A 19,850-nucleotide genomic window follows, 5' to 3' on the forward strand; every position below is an offset into this window, starting at 1 on the left:
TTGGCCGATAGCCGACGTCCATGTCCCTGCTTTAACCTTAAGCCTTCTCGACCTGAGACCGCCAATCACTCGCTGGGGGCTTTTCCAGGTATCAGGTGCCTGACTTGATCTTGGTCCAGGCCCGCGTGCGGGCGCGTTCGGCGTCACGCCCCAGAGGCTTGAGCGTATAGAGCGTGGCCATCGCGGCCTCGGTGGGGTACAGGTTGGGATTGTTGCGAATCGCCGGATCAACCTGTTCGGTAGCGTCTTTGTTGGGGTTGGGGTAGCCGACAAAATCGCTGATTGGCGCGATCACCTGCGGCTGCAGCAGGTAGTTGATAAATGTGTAGGCGTCTTGGGGGTTCTTGGCACCCTTGGGGATGGCGAGCATGTCAAACCAGATCGGTGCGCCTTCCTTGGGCAGGCGCATGTCTACGGTCACGCCGTTCTTGGCCTCTTTGGCACGGTTGGCGGCTTGGGAAAAGCTGCCGGAGTAACCGACTGCGACGCAGATGTCACCGTTGGCGATATCCGCCATGTATTTGGAGGAATGGAAGTAGGTGATATAGGGGCGGATTTTCATCAACAGCGCTTCGGCCTTCACATAGTCCTTGGGGTTGCTGCTGTTGGGGTCGAGGCCCAAGTGCTGCAAGGCCAGGGGCAGGATTTCGGAGGGCGAGTCCAGCAGCGCTACACCGCATGACTTGAGCTTGCTGATGTTTTCTTCCTTGAAAATCAGGTCCCAGCTGTCCACTGGCGCATCGGCACCCAGGGCGGCCTTGACTTTGTCCGGGTTGAAGCCGATCAGGATGGTGCCGTACATGTAAGGAACGGCGAATTTATTCCCCGGATCGTTGGCCTCGATCAGCTTCATCAGCTTGGGATCGAGGTGGTTCCAGTTCGGCAATTGGCTGCGGTCCAGCGGCTGGAATATACCGGCTTCGATCTGCTTGGCCAGGAACACGTTGGATGGCACTACCACGTCATACCCCGAGTTGCCGGTGAGCAACTTGGCTTCCAACGCTTCATTAGTGTCGAAGATGTCGTACACCAATTTAAGGCCGGGATTCTGCGCCTTGAAGTCCTCCAGCGCCTTGGGGGTGATGTAGTCGAACCAGTTGTAGACCCGCAGGGTTTTCTCTTCGGCATGAGCCATGCCGCTGATAACGGCAGCGCAGAGGATAAGTGACTTGAACATGGTCATTGGGCAGCCCCTTCAAAACCTTCGAGAACGTTGACGGCATTGATGCCGATTTCTTCCACCGCGTAGCCGCCTTCCATCACGAACAGCGTAGGTTTACCCAAGCGGGAGATGCGCGCGCCCATCGCCAGATAATCCTCGCTGTCGAGTTTGAATTTCGAGATCGGATCGTCCTTGAAGGTATCCACGCCCAGGGAGACGACGATGATGTCAGCGTCATAACGATCAATTTCCGTGCAGGCTTGCTCGAGCGCCGCGCTCCAGGTTTCCCAGCCGGAACCGGCCGGCAGTGGATAGTTGAAGTTAAAACCGGCACCTGCGCCTTCACCGGACTCGTCGGCATAGCCCAGGAAAAACGGAAACTCCGCTTCCGGGTGGCCGTGAATCGAGGTAAACAGCACATCGCTGCGCGCATAGAAAATCGACTGGGTGCCGTTGCCGTGGTGGTAGTCAACATCCAGAATCGCGACCTTTTTGTGGTCCTGATCAAGAAAGGCCTGGGCAGCAATAGCGGCGTTGTTGAGGTAGCAATAACCGCCCATCAAGTCGCCAGCTGCGTGGTGTCCCGGCGGACGGCACAGGGCGAAAGCACTGTGGGCACCTTGCTGTATCGCTTGTTGGGCGCTAAGCGCGACCTGCGCCGCCGAGTAGGCTGCCTGCCACGTGCCGGCGGTGATTGGCGCCCCGCCGTCGAAGCTGTAATAACCGAGTTGACCATGCAGGCTTTCGGGTAATACGCGGCGCAGCGTACGGGCAGGCCATGTGTAGGGCAGGAGGTCGCCGTCCTGACCGAATTCGGTCCAGCGCGCCCAGGCACCCTTGAAGAAATCGAGGTACTCACGGCTATGAACGCGTTGCAGCGGTTCCAGACCAAAGTCCTGCGGCGCCTGTACCTCGCCAAGTTGACGGTCCCTGACCCGTTGTAATACATGATCGGCGCGTGAGGGCATTTCGAAGCAGGGCATCAACTGCCCGTCCATCAGCTCACAGCGGCCGTGGTGCAGGTGGTGATCATCCGAGTAGATTGTCAGCATTTGTTGTTCTCCGCGGTCTGTATCGGTCAATACAGTCTTGCCCTGGGCGCGGTTTATGAGAACGGCAAGTGCGGCCAAAAGGGGATAAATATGGCCAGATTTTCTGTCCGTAATTCGCCCCTCAATGAGGCGTCATGCGCGAAATTGGCTCGGCGCCACGCCACTCCAGCGCACGAAGGCGTGCCGAAAACTTGCGGTCTCGCTGAAGCCCAGAGCCTCGGCGATCCGGTAGATGGGCCACCGGTCTTCGGCGAGCAGTTGCTTGGCGCGTTCGAAACGAAGTTCGTCGAGCAGTTCCTGATAACTGCAGCCCAGGTCGTGCAGGTGTCGACGCAAGGTGCGCGCCGAGCAGTTCATCTGTCGGGCCAGCATGTCCAGCCCAGGTGCGGCATGCAGTTGTGCAGCCAGCGATAGCCGGATTCGCCCCAGCCAGGCCTCGCGCCCGGTGAATTCCGTGTTCTGTTTTCGGCAGCGCTCGGTCATGGCCTGATGGGTTACCGCGTCAGCCAGCGGTAAAGGCTGGGCGAGCCAGCGTTTATCAAAAGCAAATGCATTGACGGTGGCCTGGAACTGCAACGGACAGTCGAAACATTCAGCGTAGCGAGTCTGATAGTCCGGCGCATCGTGCTCAAAGCGGGCGCCCAGCAAGGGCAGTGAGTGGCCGAGCAGGTCGTCGCAAATGACCTTCAGCGACCCCAGGCACAGCTCGACATTGAAAGCGGTCAGTGCCGGATTCTCGCGGTAATCCCCCGCAGTGAACCAGATACGCTCGCCGTCTTCCTCCAGACTCAGCTCGAACAGTGTTCCCAGCAGCGCGGGATAACGCAGAGCCAGACGTAGCGCGTCACCGAAAGTGGCACTGGTAAGCAGGGCATAGCCGAGCATGCCGTAGGATGAGACATGCATACGCTGCCCCACGATCAGGCCGATGTCGCGCTGCAGAGCCACGGCGTTGGCGCACACCTGCATCTCCTGATGCGTGGCGATGCGCGTGTCGGCACGGTTCAAGTCCGCTGCGCATATGCCGCTGCCGGCCAGCAGCGCCTCGGCGGACCAGCCTTGGGCCTTGAACGTGCTCAGGACCAGTGAGACAGCATTGAGGGTGGTGAGATGGGAGTGCAGCATGGGGACTTCCAGCGAGGCGAGGAATACGAGAAGGGCAAGTTATGTGCCGGAATCCCGCCTGGTTGATTTTGCTTCGGCGACTGGCTGTTGGAGCCTGGGCCGGTTCGACCTCCATCGCCTGTTCCGGCCTTCGAGATCTCGGCGCTCTGGCATGCCGCATGGACGCTGACCCCATCCTTCGCAGCTCAGGCATGCTACCTTCACCCCGCCATTGATCACCGCATCCTCCATGGAGAATATCCCGTGCTGATTGCCCACCTTTCCGATCTGCATATCAGGCCGCAAGGCATGCTTTATCAGGGGCTGGTTGATTCAAACACGATGTGCGAGCAGGCCATTGCACACCTGAACAGGCTCATGCCGCGACCCGATGTCGTGATCATCACCGGCGACCTGGTGGATGAGGGGCTACCGCAAGAGTATGCAATGGCGCGTACATTGCTGGCCGGGATCGAGCAGCCGTTGCTGATGATTCCTGGCAATCATGATGACCGAAACTTAATGCGTAGTACCTTTTCCCAGCCGTATCTCTCTTCAACGGCAGGCCCGTGGCACTTCGTCGCCGATGACCTCGGACCGGTACGGATCATTGGTGTGGATGTGACCGTGCCGCAGGAACATCACGGCGACATGAGCGAGGCGGCTGGGGCCTGGCTCGATGCGGCACTTGCCCAAGAGCCGACGCGCCCGACTCTGATCATGCTGCACCAGCCACCATTCCTCAGTGGCATTCCTTATATCGACACGTATGCCTGCCGGAACTCGGAGCGGCTGCGCGAGGTGGTGCAGCGCTATCCGGCAATCGAACGTGTGGTGTGCGGACACATTCACCGCTCAATGCAATTACGTTTTGGCGGCACAGTCCTGTGCACTGCGCCCAGCACAACGACGGCCATCGGGTTGGCCCTGGATGCAGAGGCTGAAGAGGCGTCGTACGTGGAGCCGCCGGCGTTACTCCTGCATCACTGGAAGGTGGATACCGGTCTGATTACCCACTGGGTGCCAATCGGCACATTCCGCGGGCCACTGCCGTTTGCATGAGCGGAGAAGTTTGGCGGGGAGTGGATAAGGGTGAGTGCCTGCACGGGTGAGTGCTGGTGACGGGCACTTACCGAGCCAAAGCGGTCATTCGAGCTGAGAGCATCGGTTGGATGGTATGTAGCAGCAGGCTGGGGGTTGATATGAACGTGATTCTGCGTTTGTGGCAGGACAGGTGTATCAAGCGTGGTAATCGCTATCGAAATTCGTCGGCAAAACTGGCCTTGTAAACATGATAAGAAAAAATCGAACGGCGCTGGGTGCAGAACTCGTGTCTCGCTATCTCCGAGGAGACGTCGATGCCGAAGCATACGGCACCACGCAGATTCCCCGCACTCTACGCGGCACCTGCGCACAAATCGCAAATTGACGAATAGCAATACATATCATTACTTTTCATTATCAAATATCATTCGCGCCCTTTGGCATGGACGCCAACACGTCTTTCTCCCAGCCAAGGCTCCCCGTCGATGCGTCGTACGCTGCTATCCCTTTGTGTGCTCCAAGCTTGCTCTCCGTCATCATGGGCTGAGGAGATCCCCGCCTCAACCCACAGTCTGGAATTGGAGGCGACAGACATTGTAGGTACTGCAGACTATGAGTCGGCCCTCGGCCCGGTCAATGGGTATCGCGCCACTCGCTCGGCCAGCGCCACCCGTACCGACACCTCGATCCATGAAGCTGCGCAATCAATCAGTGTCGTGTCCAGGGACGTCGTTGAAGATCTGGGCGCGACGAGGCTGCAGGATGCGCTGGACTACGCAGGTGGTGTGGGCAGAGCAAACAATTTTGGCGGACAGGGCCTCACCACCTTTACCGTACGTGGCTTCACCACGGGCGAGTTCTACCGCAACGGGTTCCCGATCAATCGGGGCTACCCCAACATGCCCGACGCCAACACCATCGAGCGTCTTGAGGTCATCCGCGGCCCGGCCACGACGTTATATGGCCGTGGCGATCCAGGCGGCACGTTCAACGTCGTATCCAAACAGCCCACTGCCGAGCGCACAGTGACCCTGGGCAGTCAGCTCGATGATCAGGGGATGAAACGTGGCACCCTGGATGCGTCTGGCCCGCTGGACGATGAAGGTCGTCTGGGGTACAGACTGAACCTCATAGGCGAGGGAGGAGACACGTTCAGGGATCACGTCGAAACCGAGCGGTACGCAGTCACCCCCGTACTGAGCTGGCAAGCATCCGATGACACCAAGGTCGTTTTCGAGGGTGATTTCATGCGTAACAATCACCCGCTGGATCGCGGCGTGACGCGTTACGCCAAGCAGATCGGCACGGCCTCCCGCGACACTTTCTTTGGCGAGAAAGATGCCGGCAAGCTGCACAACGACAACAACATGGCCCAATTACGTTTCGAGCACCTGCTCAACGAAAACTGGACACTGGCCGGCGGCTTCCAGTGGCTGGACGGCACCTTGCAGGGCAACGCGATAGAGGCTAATGGCGTGGCTGCCGACGGTCGCACCCTGGGTCGCAATTTCAACTACCGCAAGCTTGAGTGGACGGACAAGGATACGCAGCTGAACCTGACCGGCCACTTCTCGACGATGGGCCTGGACCACACCTTGCTGACCGGCGTGGAAGTCGAGAATTACGACTACACCTCCATCATTCAACGTTCCAGCGGCGCAGTCAGTGCATATCCGATCGACATCTTCAATCCGGTGTACGGTCAGCCGCGACCTGCGTTGACCCGTACACCCACCCACGACAAGGAAAACCTCAAAACCTACGCGGCCTTCGTGCAGGATCAGGTAGCGCTCACCGATCGCTTGAGGTTGTTGGGCAGCGCGCGATTCGAGCGTTTCGAGCATGACTACGACACTTACATACAAGGCGGGACAAGCTGGGAGGCGAGTGACAACGCGGTGACACCACGCGTGGGCCTGAGCTACGACCTTACTGAGACTGTCGCGGTCTATGCCGACACGGCTCGCTCCTTCAAGCCCAACACCGGAGCGAGTCGTCAAGGCGGCGGCTTTGAACCGGAAAAGGGCAAGTCCTATGAGGTTGGCGTCAAGTGGGAAGCGCTGGATCGCCAGCTCAGCGTCGATGCCGCGATCTATCAAATCGAGAAGCGCAACGTGCTGACCACAGACCCGGTCGACTCAACCTTCAGCGTTGCGGCAGGCGAAGTGCGCAGTCGGGGGCTGGACATCAACGTCGCCGGCAATGTCACACCCCAGTGGCGAGTCATCGGCGGTTACGCCTACGTCGACGCTGAGGTGACCAAGGACAACGTGCTGCAATCCGGCACACGATTGTTGAACATCCCTAAGAACAGTTTCAGCCTGCTCAACATGTACGAGTTTCAGGATGGTGAACTAAAAGGGCTCGGGCTGGGTGTGGGTGCGAAATACGTCGATGAGCGTGCCGGACAGACAGCCAACTCGGCATTCAGCATGGGCAGTTACGCCGTCGCCGATCTGCTGACGTACTACAAGGTCAATGACAAAATCAGGCTGAATCTTGATGTGAAGAATCTTTTTGATCGAGATTACGACGAGGGGGCTTTTGGAAATGTGTACGCCTACCCTGGAGAGCCTCGCACCGTTCAGGTTGGTGTGTCCTACACGCTTTAAGCCCTCTGGCGAGTAGGGGCAGTGACCGCTTCTGGCCGATTGCTGCCAGTCACGACAGGCAGCAATCGGCCAGAAGCGGTCATTCCGGAAGAAAAAATGAATCTTTTACCGTTTCAGCCTCCTTTTCACCGTTGCGCTTGACCCTATTCCCTCCTTGCGGCCACATACGCGTACTGATCCAAAAACGAGGAAGACTCTCACATGCCCCGCCTGGTTTGGCTGCGTGACCATATGCAACACAGCGACACCCTGGCGCAGTGGCTGCATCAGCAGTTCGCATACGAGTTTGTTGAGCAGCCATTGGCCGATTGGCAACGCGAATTCGCGGAAGGCCAGGGCAATGGTGATTGGCAATGTCTGATCGCCCTAGAGAATGACCAGCTACTTGGCGGCGCTGCACTTGCCGGCAACGACTTGCCCGAGCGCCCGGAGCTGGGGCCCTGGCTAGCCTGCGTCTTTATCGCCCCGCAGGCAAGGAAGCGAGGGTTGGCGGAACAATTGATAGAAGGCATCTGCAACGCCGCAAAGGCCAACGGCACCACGCGGTTGTACTTGCACACCTATGATCGCAGCGACTACTACGCCAAGCGTGGATGGCAGGTGGAGGAGACTTTTCGGGCGTGGGGTAAGGAGCAGCGATTGATGCTGCGGGATTTTTGAACTCGCTCAGGTTTACAGCATAAGATGGAGAGCAAACGTAAGCATCCGGCCAAGTCACCTACCGAACTCCAGCATTAAAGGCTTCGGTGGCTAACGCGTTGCAGATTGGTCACGAAAAAGGAAGCTTTCAGGAGTGAGTGCCTGAGGTGCCTTGGCCGGTAAATATATTGCTTTCAGGATTTAGGACTTTGTCCAGAAAGCTTTTGTTATCAGTATTATCTCCAGCGGTGTTCGTTTTGTAGTTGAAGTCTTGGTCAATCCAGCTCTGAAGCTTGGCTTCGTACTCAGTGGGGTATTGCGACTGCTCAATGGCTGGTAGTCCTTTATAGTGATCGAGAACCGATGTGTAAAAATCAGTCAGCTTGCCTGTCGCGCTGTATTCCACACTTCCTTTAGCCACGACTTGCTGGCGCCATACGCGCTCCTGACGGTATGACTCCAACCAGGCCGATTTTTTCTCGTTGACTGTAAAATCACCGCTTTCGTCATAGGCGATGACAGAAAGCTGTTCTCGTGAGATTCCGCCGAACGGGTTTTTTCCGCTGCCATTGACAAATTGGGTCGCGTTTTTGGCCCGCTCCATGCGTTCAGGGTCGTCGCTGTCAGGAGTTTCCGCATCGTGCCGTGCTTTATTGGCGTCGTAGCTGCTGCCAACCAGTTGCTCGGTCAGCTGTCCGACTTTCTCACCCAGTTCTTTGCGGCTGAGGCTTTTATCCCTTGCTTCTGCACGAGCGGAGGCTTCACTTAACTGGCGCGCAAGTAAGGAGAGTGAGCCAGTATCTTTAGCACTTCCGGACGTAGTCGCTAGCGTTTCGGCCGCCGTCGAGGGCACTGACAAGGTCTGGCTGACCTGGATGCCGGACACTTTGATATTCGGGTTCGAGGGAGTATTGGTATTGATTGAGCTGACCAAAATCTGATCTCCATGTGTTGAAAAATCCAATTTCACCTTTGTTTATCGGCGATTCATCTGAGAGCTGGAGTTTTCAGGGGCGAGGGTAAAGAAAACGCCTCGAATAAGGGCCTGGTCTGCCCATGCCATCGTAAGCGTCTAGTAAAGAGCAAACGCCTGGAAGCGCGGATGTTTGCAATAGGGACGAAAGGCCAGAAGCTGCTAATTCAGGAATGTCCGCCGCCAAAAGCAGTCATTGATAGATCCTATATGGCGGTAATTTAAGATCTGCGCCTTTTCGCGTTAGTGATCTGCGCTCTAGCGCACTAACAGGGCTTTAGTTTTTCGATCTGCGCAGTGGAGTGCCAGAAAGGAAATCCAACTTTTATGTGGGTGGCGAAGTGTATGATTACGCCAGCTGTATACTTGAAGGTGATGATCTCTATGTTTGCCATGAGACGTCATGCGCGACGGAGAGCGCTTTAAGTAATTGCGTTAGGGAAATAAGCTCAACAGCCTTCGGCAGGAAGCTACTCATTGGCCTGCATCAGTTCCAGAGTGATATGGTCTGGCCCGGTCACATATACAACTAGAGTTCCCTTGCGTGGGCCTGCGGGAATCGCCTGAGGCTTGCCTCTTGCTTTCCAGCCTGCTTGCTCAATGCGTTCGAGTACGGCGTATATGTCTTGCACTCTCAATGCCAAATGCGCTGAGCCAATCGCTGATGCCGTAGACGGAGTGATACCGTGGCGGTCACCCTGCGAATATTCCAGCAACTCTACTCGGCTGCCATCCGGGCCTTTGACTATCGCCGTTCGCACGCTCGGATCGGCGGTGCCGGTTACTTGCAAAATGAATGATCCGCCCATTTCCGACTGACGCTCAAGAGTGAACCCAAGTCCAATTGTCCAGAAGCGAATGGCTTCTTCCAGTGAACTAACTGCGAAGCCAATATGATCGACGGCGTGCACCATGTGGTTAGAATTCATCAAATGGTCCTTTAAAGGTTAACGGGCCAATAGGAAGGTGAGCTTGCGCATCCTGCTGTTACGGCCAAAACACAGAAAGTACATGTGTGGGAGGTACGCATAATCAGGCCAATCCAAGAGAAGCAACATTTGCGTTTTTTAGACATTGAGTATTCCTCTCACCGGTCTTATTCTCCATTAGGCATTCAGGATATGGCTACCTCGGATATGACATTGGATAACGTAAACCAGCCATGAACCGCGCGCTTATGCCACTGTTGGCGATAGAGCAACGCGACCGCGCGATCCGCGAAACGGCGCCCCACACTCATACGACAGGCCAACTAATCGCAAGCCTTGCCGGGCTGCTTTCCGTCAGCACTGACGGCGGCTCATGGGTAGTGCCGGCTACCCATGCCATTTGGATACCTCCCCGTGTCGCACACGCGATGATGTCACATGGCGCTTTTGCAGGAGCGATGGTCTATATCGCGGAGCAAGATTGCGGGATCCTGCATCAAATGCCATGCACATTTAGGGTCAGCAGTTTGCTGCGCGAAGCGGTAAGCCGCGCTGCGTCGTGGGGACAACCACCCCGCAACGAAATGGAGTCGCGGGTTGCAGCAGTCATCTTGGATGAAATTGCTACCTCACCCGCTGAACCCATCGGTCTGACGCACCCCAATGACCCGCGCTTGAGGCGTATCACCGATGCGATACTTGCTCATCTTGATGACAATAGATCACTTGAGGATTGGGCTGCTTGGTCAGGTATGGCACCTAGAACACTTGCCCGGCGTCTGGTCGCTGAAACCGGTTTTAGTTTTTCTGAATGGCGTCAACGTGCACGCACGTTGCGCGCTATTCAACTATTGGTCGAGGGGATGTCAGTGACGACAACGGCGATTGAGCTTGGCTACGAAAATATTAGTGCTTTCATTGCCATGTTCCGTCGGATAATGGGTGTTACGCCAGGACAATATGTGCGAGCGCAGACACTGATCAGCAAAGCGGCAATTTCTAGATCAAGTTGATGGGTGTAAGAATCGCTGTACCATCCAACCCGATCCTGCACGCTACAGGCTAGACCTTCAACCATGTGCCGGAACAGATGAAGAAAGAAATGCCAGCCACTTCAGGAGTCGCCAGAGCATCAGTTTTCTTTTAACTAGTGGGGCACTCACATGGAAATGTCCAACGTTAAGCTTGCCCGCGTGACGCGCACCGACCTCGACGAGCTTCTCCACGCGAATCGGGAAAGCCGGGATTACCACGGTCGATGGGTACAGCCCTTCACAACCACTGCAGGATTCGAGGAGTGGTACTCCGCTCAAACCACAGGCGCCAGCGTTGGGCTCGTGGCTCGCGATAGAGAATCCGGCCAGATTGTGGGTGTGACCAACCTCAGCCAGATTTTCTATAAAGGCTTTCAGAACGCCTACCTCAGCTACTGGGGCATGGTCTCGTTTGCCGGGACGGGAAGGATGTCCCAGGCGGTGGGACTGACGACCAGGTATGCCTTTGAGGAGCTGGGGCTTCACCGTATTGAAGCCAATATTCAACCTGAAAATGTGCGTTCAATCGCGCTGGTCAAACGCCTGGGATTTCGGAAAGAGGGGTTCTCCCCGAAATACCTGCAGATCGCCGGGGTCTGGTGCGATCACGAGCGCTGGGCGCTTCTGGCCGATGAGCGTTAATCCGCGAGCAATGCCGTCGGGCAATTAAGCTGACCGCCCATGATCGGCCTCAGCCCTTCCCCTTCAACTCCGCCAGCTTCTGCATCACCCCTGCCGCGGTCTGTTCGCCCATCAACTGCTCACGCACTTTGCCCTTGTCGTCGATGATGTAGGTCACCGGCAGGGCTTCGCTTTTCGGCAGGTCGTATTGTTCGGCCGGGTCCTGGGCCAGCACGGTGAAGGTGATGCCTAGCGCTTTGCTGGCGCTCTTCAGGTCTTCGCCCTGAAGGTTGTCGAAATTGACGCCGAACACGCTGACGTTCTGCCCTTTGACCTGCTCGGACAGGGTGTTCAGTTCGGGGATTTCGGTCCGGCACGGGCCGCACCATTCCGCCCAGTAATTGACCACCAGCCAGTGCTTGTCGACGCGGCTGCTGGCGACTTTTTCGCCATTCTGATCTGTGCCGAGGTCCACGCCGCACCCACTGAGCAACAGACTTCCAATCAGTGCTGCCGCCGCTGTCAATCGCCTTGCCATGATGCTGTTTCCTTCTGGATGCTCTTTCTTTCTAGAGAGACGCGACGCCGGCCGCGCATCGCTCACCGCGTGTTACCGGTCGTTACCGTGACGCAGGTAGAATAGCCGCCACCTCAGGCAAGATGCGACCCGCAAATGACCGATCTCACGCTTTATCACAACCCGCGTTGCACCAAATCCCGTGGCGCGCTGGAATTGCTTGAAGCCCGCGGCCTGACGCCGACCATCATTCATTACCTCGACACTCCGCCCGATGCTGCGCAACTGCGCGACCTGCTGGGCAAGCTCGGCATCGGCGCCCGCGCGCTGCTGCGCAAAGGTGAGGACGAGTACAAAACCCTGAACCTCGCTGACACCAGCCTGAGCGACGAACAACTGATCGCCGCCATGGCGGCCCATCCCCAGTTGATCGAACGCCCGATTCTCGTCGTCGGCGACAAGGCCGTGATTGGCCGTCCGCCGGAAAACATCCTGGAGATCCTGCCATGAGCGCGCCGTACATTCTGGTTCTGTTTTACAGCCGTAACGGCGCGACCGCAGAGATGGCGCGGCAGATCGCCCGTGGCGTCGAGATGACCGGCATGGAAGCGCGCCTGCGCACAGTGCCGGCGGTGTCTACCGACTGCGAAGCCGTGGCGCCGAGCATTCCGGACGCCGGCGCTTTGTACGCGACTCTGGATGACCTGAAAAACTGCGCGGGCCTGGCCTTGGGCAGCCCGACCCGCTTCGGCAACATGGCCGCGCCGCTGAAGTACTTTCTCGACGGCACCAGTAACCTGTGGCTGACCGGCGCACTGGTGGGCAAACCGGCCAGCGTGTTCACCTCCACCGCGAGCCTGCACGGCGGCCAGGAAACCACGTTGTTGTCGATGCTGCTGCCCCTGCTGCACCACGGCATGCTCATCAGCGGCCTGCCCTACAGCGAAGCGGCGTTGATCGAAACCCGTGGCGGCGGCACGCCGTATGGCGCCAGTCATCACGCCGGTGCCGACGGCAAACGCGCGCTGGATGAGCACGAAACGGCGTTGTGTCGCGCGCTGGGTCAGCGGCTGGCGAAAACCGCGTTGTTGCTTGATCCGCCCAAGGGTTAATAGCCCAAGGCGTTGCTCGCGCGCGATTGCTGGAACCCCTTGCTCAAACCGGGTCAAACACAGGGCGCTGTAGGGGCGTCTGGTCTGGGCCGCGTCCGGACGATTGCGGTGAATCAGTAAATAAATATGTTTCAGACAGATCGTATTCGCGGGCAAGCGCGCTCCTACAGGGTCTGCCGTAAACAGTGAGAAATGCGCTACGCCAGCAATCGCGCACATGAATTTTGTTTTGGAGAGGGCATGCAAGACTACAAATGGCTCCATGAATACTGTCTCAACCGCTTTGGTTCCGTCGCCGCCCTCGAGGCGCATCTGCCGACCCCCGCCACGCCGAAAAAACTGAAAGCCCTCAGCGACGACCGCTACCTGTCGACCATGGCGTTGCGGGTGTTTCGTGCCGGTCTCAAGCACAGCCTGGTGGACGCCAAATGGCCGGCTTTCGAGCAGGCCTTCTTCGGCTTCGATCCGGAAAAGGTCACGCTGATGGGCGGCGATCACCTTGAACGCCTGATGCAGGACGCGCGGATCATCCGTCACTTGGGCAAGCTCAAGAGCGTGCCGCGCAACGCCCAGTTGATCCTCGACATCGCCCACGAACACGGCAGCTTCGGCAATTTCATCGCTGAATGGCCGGTGACCGATATCGTCGGGTTGTGGCGTTACCTGTTCAAGCACGGCAATCAGATGGGCGGGCTGTCGTCGCCACGCTTTTTGCGGATGGTCGGCAAGGACACCTTCATTCCCAGCAATGATGTGGTCGCAGCGCTCAATGCGCAGAAGATCGTCGATCGGGTGCCCAGCAGCCAGCGCGATCAGGCGGCGGTGCAAGCGGCGTTTAATCAGTGGCATGCGGACAGCGGGCGGCCGATGTGTCAGCTGTCGATGATGCTGTCGTACACGGCGAACCACTGATCCATTTTTTTACCGACGGAGAAGACACAGCGCGTAACAAATCGGAGGTCGTATACAATATTCGGCATCAGCCCCTCTCGAGTCGTTCGCGTGCCTTTCCTTCTCCCTGACGCCCCCAACCTCGGCGTCGCGCCCTCCGCGTCCGAGGTGATTTCCAAGTACCTGCGCGAGTCGATCATCTCCGGCCAGTTCGCCGAGGACGAGCCGATTCGTCAGGACGACATCGCCCGCGTGTTCAACGTCAGCAAGATCCCTGTGCGTGAAGCGCTCAAGCGCCTGGAAGCCGAAGGGCTGGTGCAGTTTCAGCGCAACAAGGGTGCCGTGGTCACGCGGATTTCCGAGCCGGAACTGGCGCAGATCTTTGAAGTGCGGGTGCTGCTGGAAGTCCAAGCCATCCGCCTCGCCGTGCCGAGAATGACCGCCCCTCAGCTGGATCGGGCCCGGGCCATCTGTGACGAATTCATGCGCGACGACGACATCGGGCGCTGGGCCGAGCTGAACTGGGCGTTTCACACCTGCCTGTATGAAGCGGCGCAGCGGCCGTTTTTGCTGAACATGATTCGCTCGATCCACGACAAGGTCGAACGCTACCTGCGGGTACAGATGAGCTTCGACGAAGGCAAAGAGCGCGCTGACCTGGAACACCGCGAGATACTCAAGGCCTGTGCCGATCGTGACGCAGACAAAGCCGCCGAACTGATCGAGCACCACATCATCGGCGTCTGCCGAACCCTCTACGCCCACCTGCCCCACGCCGTTCTCAGCGAGATCTGAGCGACTGACGACTGTGCCGATTTCGTCATTGAGAAGGGTGAAATCGGTCAAGACCTTGGACGTCGATCGCGGCACTCTTGCCTCAATAGTGAAGTGGCTCCGCGCCGCGATCTGTAGGACCGGCTTTAGCCGGGAAGAGGCCAGTGTTCACACCACAAATCTTGCAGCGTGGCGACCGATGCATTCCCGGCTGAAGCCGGTCCCACAGGGATCGTGGTAGCCAGTGACATCGGGTGTACGCAGCGCTTTTAGTGGGACCGGCTTTAGCCGGGAAGAGGCCGGTGTGAACACCATAGATCTCGGGTGTGGCGACCGACGCCTTCCCGGCTGAAGCCAGTCCCACGGGGATCGTGGTAGCCAGTTACATCGGGTGTACGCAGCGCTTTTAGTGGGACTGGCTTTAGCCGGGAAGAGGCCAGCATTGGCACCACAGAATTTGCAGCGTGACGACCGACGTCTTCCCGGCTGAAGCCGGTCCCACAGGGATCGTGGTAGCCAGTGACATCGGCGCGTACGCAGCGCTTTTAGTGGGACTGGCTTTAGCCGGGAAGAGGCCAGTGTTTACACCACAAATCTTGCAGCGTGGCGACCGACGCCTTCCCGGCTGAAGCCGGTCCCACAGGGATCGTTGTAGCCAGTTACATCGGGTGTACGCGGTCCCACCAGCAATCGTCGTAGCCAGTTCCAGACTCAGTCCGACAGGGGAATACATGAAACGCATCCAGATCCTCGATTCTCATACCGGCGGCGAGCCGACGCGGCTGGTGCTCGACGGATTTCCCGATCTTGGGCGGGGCAGCATGGCCGAGCGGCGTCAGCGTCTGGCTGAGCAGTTCGATGACTGGCGCGCCGCCACCGTGCTAGAACCCCGCGGCAGCGATGTGCTGGTCGGTGCGCTGTTATGTGAGCCGGTGGATCCCGAGGCCTGCGCCGGGGTGATCTTTTTCAACAACAGCGGCTACCTGGGCATGTGCGGCCACGGCACCATCGGGCTGGTGGTGTCGCTGGCGCATCTGGGCAGGATCGGCCCTGGCGTGCACCGCATCGAAACCCCGGTCGGCACAGTTCAGGCCACGCTCCACGAGGACCGCTCGGTCAGCGTCGACAACGTGCCCTCCTACCGCTACCGCAAAAACTTCGTGGTCGAGGTGCCGGAACTGGGCAGCGTGACCGGCGACATCGCCTGGGGCGGCAACTGGTTTTTCCTGATCGCCGACCACGGCCTGAACGTCGCCGCCGATAACCTCGACGCCCTCACCGATTACACCTGGAAGGTCCGTCAGGCGCTGGAAAGCCAGGGCATTCGCGGCGAAGACGGCGGCGTCATCGACCACATCGAGCTGTTCGCGGACGACGATCACGCCGACAGCCGCAACTTCGTGCTCTGCCCCGGCAAAGCCTACGACCGCTCGCCCTGCGGCACCGGCACCAGCGCCAAACTGGCGTGCCTGGCAGCAGACGGCAAACTTCAACCCGGCACCTTATGGCAGCAGGCCAGCGTGATCGGCAGCCAGTTCGAAGGCAGCTTCGTTTGGGAGCAAGGCGAGCGGCAGACGGGCGACCGCATCGTGCCGACCATTCGTGGCCGCGCCTATATCAGCGCCGAAGCCACCTTGTTGCTGGACGACGAAGACCCATTCGCCTGGGGCATTCGCTCATGACCGACGCCGCCACCCTGCAAGGCCATGCCGCCGACGTGATCGTCATTGGCGGCGGCATCGTCGGCGCGGCGTGTGCGGATGAGCTGGCGTCTCAGGGTTTGCATGTGCTGGTGCTGGATGGTCAGCGCCCCGCCGCGACCGCTGCGGGCATGGGCCATCTGGTGGTGCTGGACCACAGCGCTGCCGAGTTGGCGCTGGGGGAATATTCGGTCAGGGCCTGGCGCGAGCTGGCGTCGCAGATGCCGGACGACTGTGCGATGCGCACCAACGGCACGATGTGGCTGGCCTGCAATGAAGAGGAAATGGAAGAAGCCGAGCGCAAGCATGCGGCGCTGAGCGAATACGGACTGGCCTGCGAGTTGCTGTCCGGCGCCGAACTGGCAACGGCCGAGCCGTCATTGCGATCCGGCCTGCTCGGCGCATTGAAGGTCAGCGGCGACGGCATTCTGTACGCGCCCAATGCCGCGCGCTGGCTGTTGCAGCGCCAGTCTTCCCGAGTGGTTCAGCGTCATGCGCAGGTCGCTGAGGTTCAGGGCAACCGTGTTCGGCTGGCGAGTGGTGAATGGCTGCAAGCCCCTGCCGTCGTGCTGGCCAGCGGCATCTACGCCCGCGAACTCTGTCCCGATTTACCGCTGCAAGCCAAGAAGGGCCACCTGCTGATCACCGACCGTTACCCCGCGCAGATCAGCCACACGCTGGTCGAATTGGGCTACGTCACCAGCGCCCACAAAGGCAACGGCCCGTCGGTAGCGTTCAATGTGCAGCAGCGTCCGACCGGCCAGTTGTTCATCGGCTCATCGCGGCAGTTCGACAACCATGACCCTGAAGTGGACGCGGCCATGCTCGGGCGGATGCTGCGCCGGGCCATGGATTTTCTCCCCGGCCTGGGCGACATGACTGGCCTTCGCAGCTGGACCGGCTTTCGTTCCGCCAGCCCCGACGGTCAGCCGCTGATTGGCGAGCACCCGCATCAACCCGGCCTGTGGCTGGCGGTCGGGCACGAAGGCCTCGGCGTCACAACGGCAACCGGCACCGCCCGCTTGCTCGCCGCGCAAATGCTGCGCACCCCGCCACCCATCGACCTTGAACCCTATCTGCCGCAACGCTTTATCGGAGCCCGCGCCCATGCCTGAATTGAGCATCGATGGTCAGCCCTTTCGCTTCGCCCAGGGCACCACCGTGGCCGCCGCGCTGATGTCGAGCGGCGATCGTTGCAGCCGCACGTCAGTCAGCGGCCAGCGTCGCGCGCCCTTGTGCGGCATGGGTATTTGTCAGGAGTGCCGGGTGAGCATCGACGGCCTGCGCCGATTGGCCTGCCAGACGCTCTGCCGCGACGGCATGCGCGTCGAGACTCAGCCATGACCGTGGCCGTGAACGCGTCAACGACCGAACATGTCGATCTGCTGATCATCGGCGCCGGTCCGGCGGGCATGGCAGCTGCTCTGGCTGCGGCGCCTCGCGGGCTGAACATCGCCCTGCTCGACGACAACCCGCTGCCGGGCGGGCAGATCTGGCGCGACGGCCCCAACGCTCAGGTGCCGAAACAGGCTCACGACATGCGCGGGCAGTTGCAGGGTTTCAGCAACATTCGTCTGCACAGCGGCTGCAAAGTCGTCGCGCTGGCCGGGCCCAAGCGGCTGTTGCTGGAGGATGCCGAGCGCGGCTGGGTGTTGAGTTACGACACACTGATTCTGTGCACCGGCGCGCGGGAGCGACTGCTGCCCTTCCCAGGCTGGACACTGCCGGGCGTCACCGGCGCCGGCGGTTTGCAGGCGCTGATCAAAGGCGGGCTGGCGGTCGCTGATGAACGCATCGTGATTGCCGGGACCGGCCCGCTGTTGCTGGCAGCGTCGGCGACCGCGCAAAAGCACGGTGCCAAGGTCGTACGCGTTGCCGAGCAGGCACCCTTGAGCGCCGTCGCCGGGTTTGCCGCCGGGTTGTGGCGCTGGCCGAACAAAGCGATTCAGGCGGTAACCTTGGCGAGCGCCGCCTATCGAACGTCGGCCCATGTGCTGGCGGCGTTGGGCACGGATCGGCTGGAAGGCGTGCGCGTTCAGGTGGGCGACAAGGTTGAGGAACTGGCCTGCGATCGTCTGGCCTGCGGTTTCAGTCTGGTCCCCAATGTCGAGATCGCCCAAGCACTGGGCTGTACCGTCCGAGATCAGGCCATCGTGGTGGATGACTGGCAGGCGAGCAGTCTGGCCGATCACTTCGCAGCGGGTGAATGCACCGGTTTCGGCGGCAGCGAACTCGCATTGGTCGAGGGCCGTATTGCCGGGCTTGTGGCGGTCGGCGAACGCGAAATGGCCCAAGGCTTGAGGGGTGAGCGGCAGCGCTGGCAGGGTTTTGCGGATCGGTTGAACACGGCGTTCCGCCTGAATCCGGCGCTGAAACAACTGGCGATGCCGGAAACGATAGTCTGCCGCTGTGAGGACGTGCGTTACGCAGACCTTGCGCAACATGGCAGTTGGACCAGCGCCAAACTCTCCACCCGGTGCGGAATGGGCGCCTGTCAGGGACGTATCTGCGGGACGGCGGCGCAGACGTTGTTCGGCTGGGAACCGCCGTTGTTGCGCCCACCCTTCAGCCCGGCGCGGATCTCCACCCTAGCCTGCCTGGATGAGGGCGAATCTGTTTCGTTCAAAGGGGACTGATTTATTTACAGCGCTTCACCGTAAATCAATCTGTCCCCGCAGATCAGTCGCCCGCCGACTAGCCGCCGCACCCAACATCCCGCATCATCGATTCCATCCTCCCGCCCGGCCTTCCCGCCCGTGAACATGATTGACCTCATCCCCACCGCGCCCTTGCACGACCTCGATCAACTGCTCGCCAGCCTGGAATTGGTCGCGCCGCTGTTCGATGCGATTCCCGGGGTGGTGTTCTTCGTCAAGGATGCTCAGGCGCGCTATGCGCTGGTCAACCAGACGCTGGTGCAGCGCTGCGGTTTCAAGGAGAAGAACCAAATCGTCGGGCTGACCGCCGAGGAAGTCTTCCCCGCGCGCTTCGGCCCGCTGTACACCGCTCAGGACCGCCGCGTGCTGGCGGATGGCAGGCAGCTGAGCGATCAGCTGGAGCTGCACCTTTATTACGGCAATCAGCCGATCTGGTGCCTGACCCACAAGATCGCCCTGCGCGACCGGCACGGCGCGATCATCGGGCTGGCGGGGATTTCCCGGGATCTGCAAATCCTGCAGACGACCCATCCGGCGTATCAGAAGCTGGTCGAGGTCGACGCCTACATCCGCGAACACTTCGCGCGGCCCATCACTCTTGAGCAACTGACCGCCATTGCAGGACTGTCCATCGCCCAGCTGGAGCGGCACTGCAAACGCATCTTCCAGCTCACACCACGGCAGATGATCCACAAGGCGCGGCTGGGTGAAGCGTCGCGGTTGTTGCAGGAAGACCTGTCGATCACCGAGATCGCCCTGCGCTGCGGGTACACCGATCACAGCGCGTTCAGCCGCCAGTTCAAGGCGTTGACCGGGGCTTCGCCGAGTGAGTATCGGGGTTCGCAAAGGCGCATTTGAGTTCGCTGCCATCCTCCCTGGATGATCGCAGAGCTTTTGTGGGACCGGCTTCAGCCGGGAAGGGGCCAGTGTGAACAGCTTAAATCTCGGGTGTGGCAACCGACGCCTTCCCGGCTAAAGCCGGTCCCACAGGTTGATCGCGGTGTGACAAAAGGGCTGGCTTTAGCCGAT

20 protein-coding genes are annotated in these 19,850 nt (G+C 59.6%); 14 read left to right on the forward strand and 6 right to left on the reverse strand.

All coding sequences use genetic code 11. The annotated features are described in order from the left end of the window. Positions 1–91 precede the first annotated feature (91 nt). The 3 genes from ACYAR8_RS12240 to ACYAR8_RS12250 form a co-directional block, all read right to left on the reverse strand. Positions 92–1,183, reverse strand: a complete 1,092-nt coding sequence (locus tag ACYAR8_RS12240) for a polyamine ABC transporter substrate-binding protein (RefSeq protein ID WP_074892312.1) — start codon at positions 1,181–1,183, stop codon at positions 92–94. After that, a complete protein-coding gene (locus ACYAR8_RS12245; protein ID WP_463580043.1) occupies positions 1,180–2,214 on the reverse strand; it encodes a histone deacetylase family protein in 1,035 nt (344 codons plus the stop codon). Before ACYAR8_RS12245 ends, ACYAR8_RS12240 begins: the two co-directional genes overlap by 4 nt. Positions 2,215–2,346: 132 nt before the next feature. Further along, the gene (locus ACYAR8_RS12250; RefSeq protein WP_108120491.1) at positions 2,347–3,339 is read right to left on the reverse strand and encodes an AraC family transcriptional regulator; all 993 of its coding nucleotides are present in this window, start codon (positions 3,337–3,339) and stop codon (positions 2,347–2,349) included. Positions 3,340–3,582: 243 nt separating this feature from the next. On the opposite strand from ACYAR8_RS12250, the gene ACYAR8_RS12255 reads away from it, so the two are divergent. The 3 genes from ACYAR8_RS12255 to ACYAR8_RS12265 all read left to right on the forward strand — a co-directional run bounded on the left by ACYAR8_RS12255 (position 3,583) and on the right by ACYAR8_RS12265 (position 7,634). Further along, positions 3,583–4,380, forward strand: a complete 798-nt coding sequence (locus ACYAR8_RS12255) for a phosphodiesterase (protein WP_463580020.1) — start codon at positions 3,583–3,585, stop codon at positions 4,378–4,380. Between the two features lie 467 nt (positions 4,381–4,847). Further along, positions 4,848–6,974: a TonB-dependent siderophore receptor gene (locus tag ACYAR8_RS12260; protein WP_463580021.1), complete on the forward strand. Its 2,127-nt coding sequence runs from the start codon at positions 4,848–4,850 to the stop codon at positions 6,972–6,974. 201 nt (positions 6,975–7,175) lie between these two features. Then, positions 7,176–7,634, forward strand: coding sequence for a GNAT family N-acetyltransferase (locus tag ACYAR8_RS12265; protein ID WP_463580022.1), 459 nt, complete (start codon positions 7,176–7,178; stop codon positions 7,632–7,634). A 127-nt stretch (positions 7,635–7,761) separates the two neighbouring features. On the opposite strand, the gene ACYAR8_RS12270 is transcribed toward ACYAR8_RS12265, so the two are convergent. Together ACYAR8_RS12270 and ACYAR8_RS12275 are read right to left on the reverse strand one after the other, a co-directional pair. Next, positions 7,762–8,583 (reverse strand): hypothetical protein, encoded by an 822-nt coding sequence (locus tag ACYAR8_RS12270; protein WP_245760101.1) that lies wholly within the window; start codon positions 8,581–8,583, stop codon positions 7,762–7,764. A gap of 473 nt (positions 8,584–9,056) precedes the next feature. After that, entirely contained in the window at positions 9,057–9,515 is a 459-nt protein-coding gene (locus ACYAR8_RS12275) for a VOC family protein (protein ID WP_463580023.1), read from the reverse strand. A 233-nt stretch (positions 9,516–9,748) separates the two neighbouring features. Here ACYAR8_RS12275 and ACYAR8_RS12280 point away from each other — a divergent pair, with 233 nt between their 5' ends. Further along, positions 9,749–10,528 (forward strand): AraC family transcriptional regulator, encoded by a 780-nt coding sequence (locus tag ACYAR8_RS12280; RefSeq protein ID WP_463580024.1) that lies wholly within the window; start codon positions 9,749–9,751, stop codon positions 10,526–10,528. A gap of 150 nt (positions 10,529–10,678) precedes the next feature. Then, the gene (locus ACYAR8_RS12285; RefSeq protein WP_463580025.1) at positions 10,679–11,191 is read left to right on the forward strand and encodes a GNAT family N-acetyltransferase; all 513 of its coding nucleotides are present in this window, start codon (positions 10,679–10,681) and stop codon (positions 11,189–11,191) included. A gap of 49 nt (positions 11,192–11,240) precedes the next feature. Here ACYAR8_RS12285 and ACYAR8_RS12290 read toward each other — a convergent pair whose 3' ends face one another. Then, positions 11,241–11,708 (reverse strand): TlpA family protein disulfide reductase, encoded by a 468-nt coding sequence (locus ACYAR8_RS12290; RefSeq protein WP_463580026.1) that lies wholly within the window; start codon positions 11,706–11,708, stop codon positions 11,241–11,243. A 135-nt stretch (positions 11,709–11,843) separates the two neighbouring features. On the opposite strand from ACYAR8_RS12290, the gene arsC reads away from it, so the two are divergent. The 9 genes from arsC to ACYAR8_RS12335 all read left to right on the forward strand — a co-directional run bounded on the left by arsC (position 11,844) and on the right by ACYAR8_RS12335 (position 19,679). Next, positions 11,844–12,197 (forward strand): arsenate reductase (glutaredoxin), encoded by a 354-nt coding sequence (gene arsC, locus ACYAR8_RS12295; protein WP_463580027.1) that lies wholly within the window; start codon positions 11,844–11,846, stop codon positions 12,195–12,197. Further along, a complete protein-coding gene (gene wrbA, locus ACYAR8_RS12300) occupies positions 12,194–12,799 on the forward strand; it encodes an NAD(P)H:quinone oxidoreductase (RefSeq protein ID WP_463580028.1) in 606 nt (201 codons plus the stop codon). Before arsC ends, wrbA begins: the two co-directional genes overlap by 4 nt. Before the next feature lie 240 nt (positions 12,800–13,039). Continuing rightward, the gene (locus tag ACYAR8_RS12305; protein WP_065992830.1) at positions 13,040–13,711 is read left to right on the forward strand and encodes a DNA-3-methyladenine glycosylase I; all 672 of its coding nucleotides are present in this window, start codon (positions 13,040–13,042) and stop codon (positions 13,709–13,711) included. A 90-nt stretch (positions 13,712–13,801) separates the two neighbouring features. Next, complete coding sequence (locus tag ACYAR8_RS12310; protein ID WP_463580029.1) at positions 13,802–14,485, forward strand: GntR family transcriptional regulator; 684 nt, start codon at positions 13,802–13,804, stop codon at positions 14,483–14,485. Positions 14,486–15,195: 710 nt separating this feature from the next. Beyond that, the gene (locus tag ACYAR8_RS12315) at positions 15,196–16,146 is read left to right on the forward strand and encodes a 4-hydroxyproline epimerase (RefSeq protein WP_463580030.1); all 951 of its coding nucleotides are present in this window, start codon (positions 15,196–15,198) and stop codon (positions 16,144–16,146) included. Further along, positions 16,143–17,279 (forward strand): NAD(P)/FAD-dependent oxidoreductase, encoded by a 1,137-nt coding sequence (locus tag ACYAR8_RS12320; protein ID WP_463580031.1) that lies wholly within the window; start codon positions 16,143–16,145, stop codon positions 17,277–17,279. Before ACYAR8_RS12315 ends, ACYAR8_RS12320 begins: the two co-directional genes overlap by 4 nt. Then, positions 17,272–17,508, forward strand: coding sequence for a (2Fe-2S)-binding protein (locus ACYAR8_RS12325; RefSeq protein WP_074892329.1), 237 nt, complete (start codon positions 17,272–17,274; stop codon positions 17,506–17,508). The genes ACYAR8_RS12320 and ACYAR8_RS12325 overlap by 8 nt, the downstream gene beginning before the upstream one ends. Before the next feature lie 8 nt (positions 17,509–17,516). Continuing rightward, positions 17,517–18,800 carry an FAD-dependent oxidoreductase gene (locus ACYAR8_RS12330; protein ID WP_463580032.1) on the forward strand — a complete coding sequence of 428 codons (1,284 nt, stop codon included), beginning with the start codon at positions 17,517–17,519 and terminating at the stop codon, positions 18,798–18,800. Positions 18,801–18,926: 126 nt separating this feature from the next. Beyond that, the gene (locus ACYAR8_RS12335; RefSeq protein ID WP_074892331.1) at positions 18,927–19,679 is read left to right on the forward strand and encodes an AraC family transcriptional regulator; all 753 of its coding nucleotides are present in this window, start codon (positions 18,927–18,929) and stop codon (positions 19,677–19,679) included. Positions 19,680–19,850: the final 171 nt, after the last annotated feature.

This window comes from Pseudomonas sp. HP_01, from assembly GCF_055284355.1.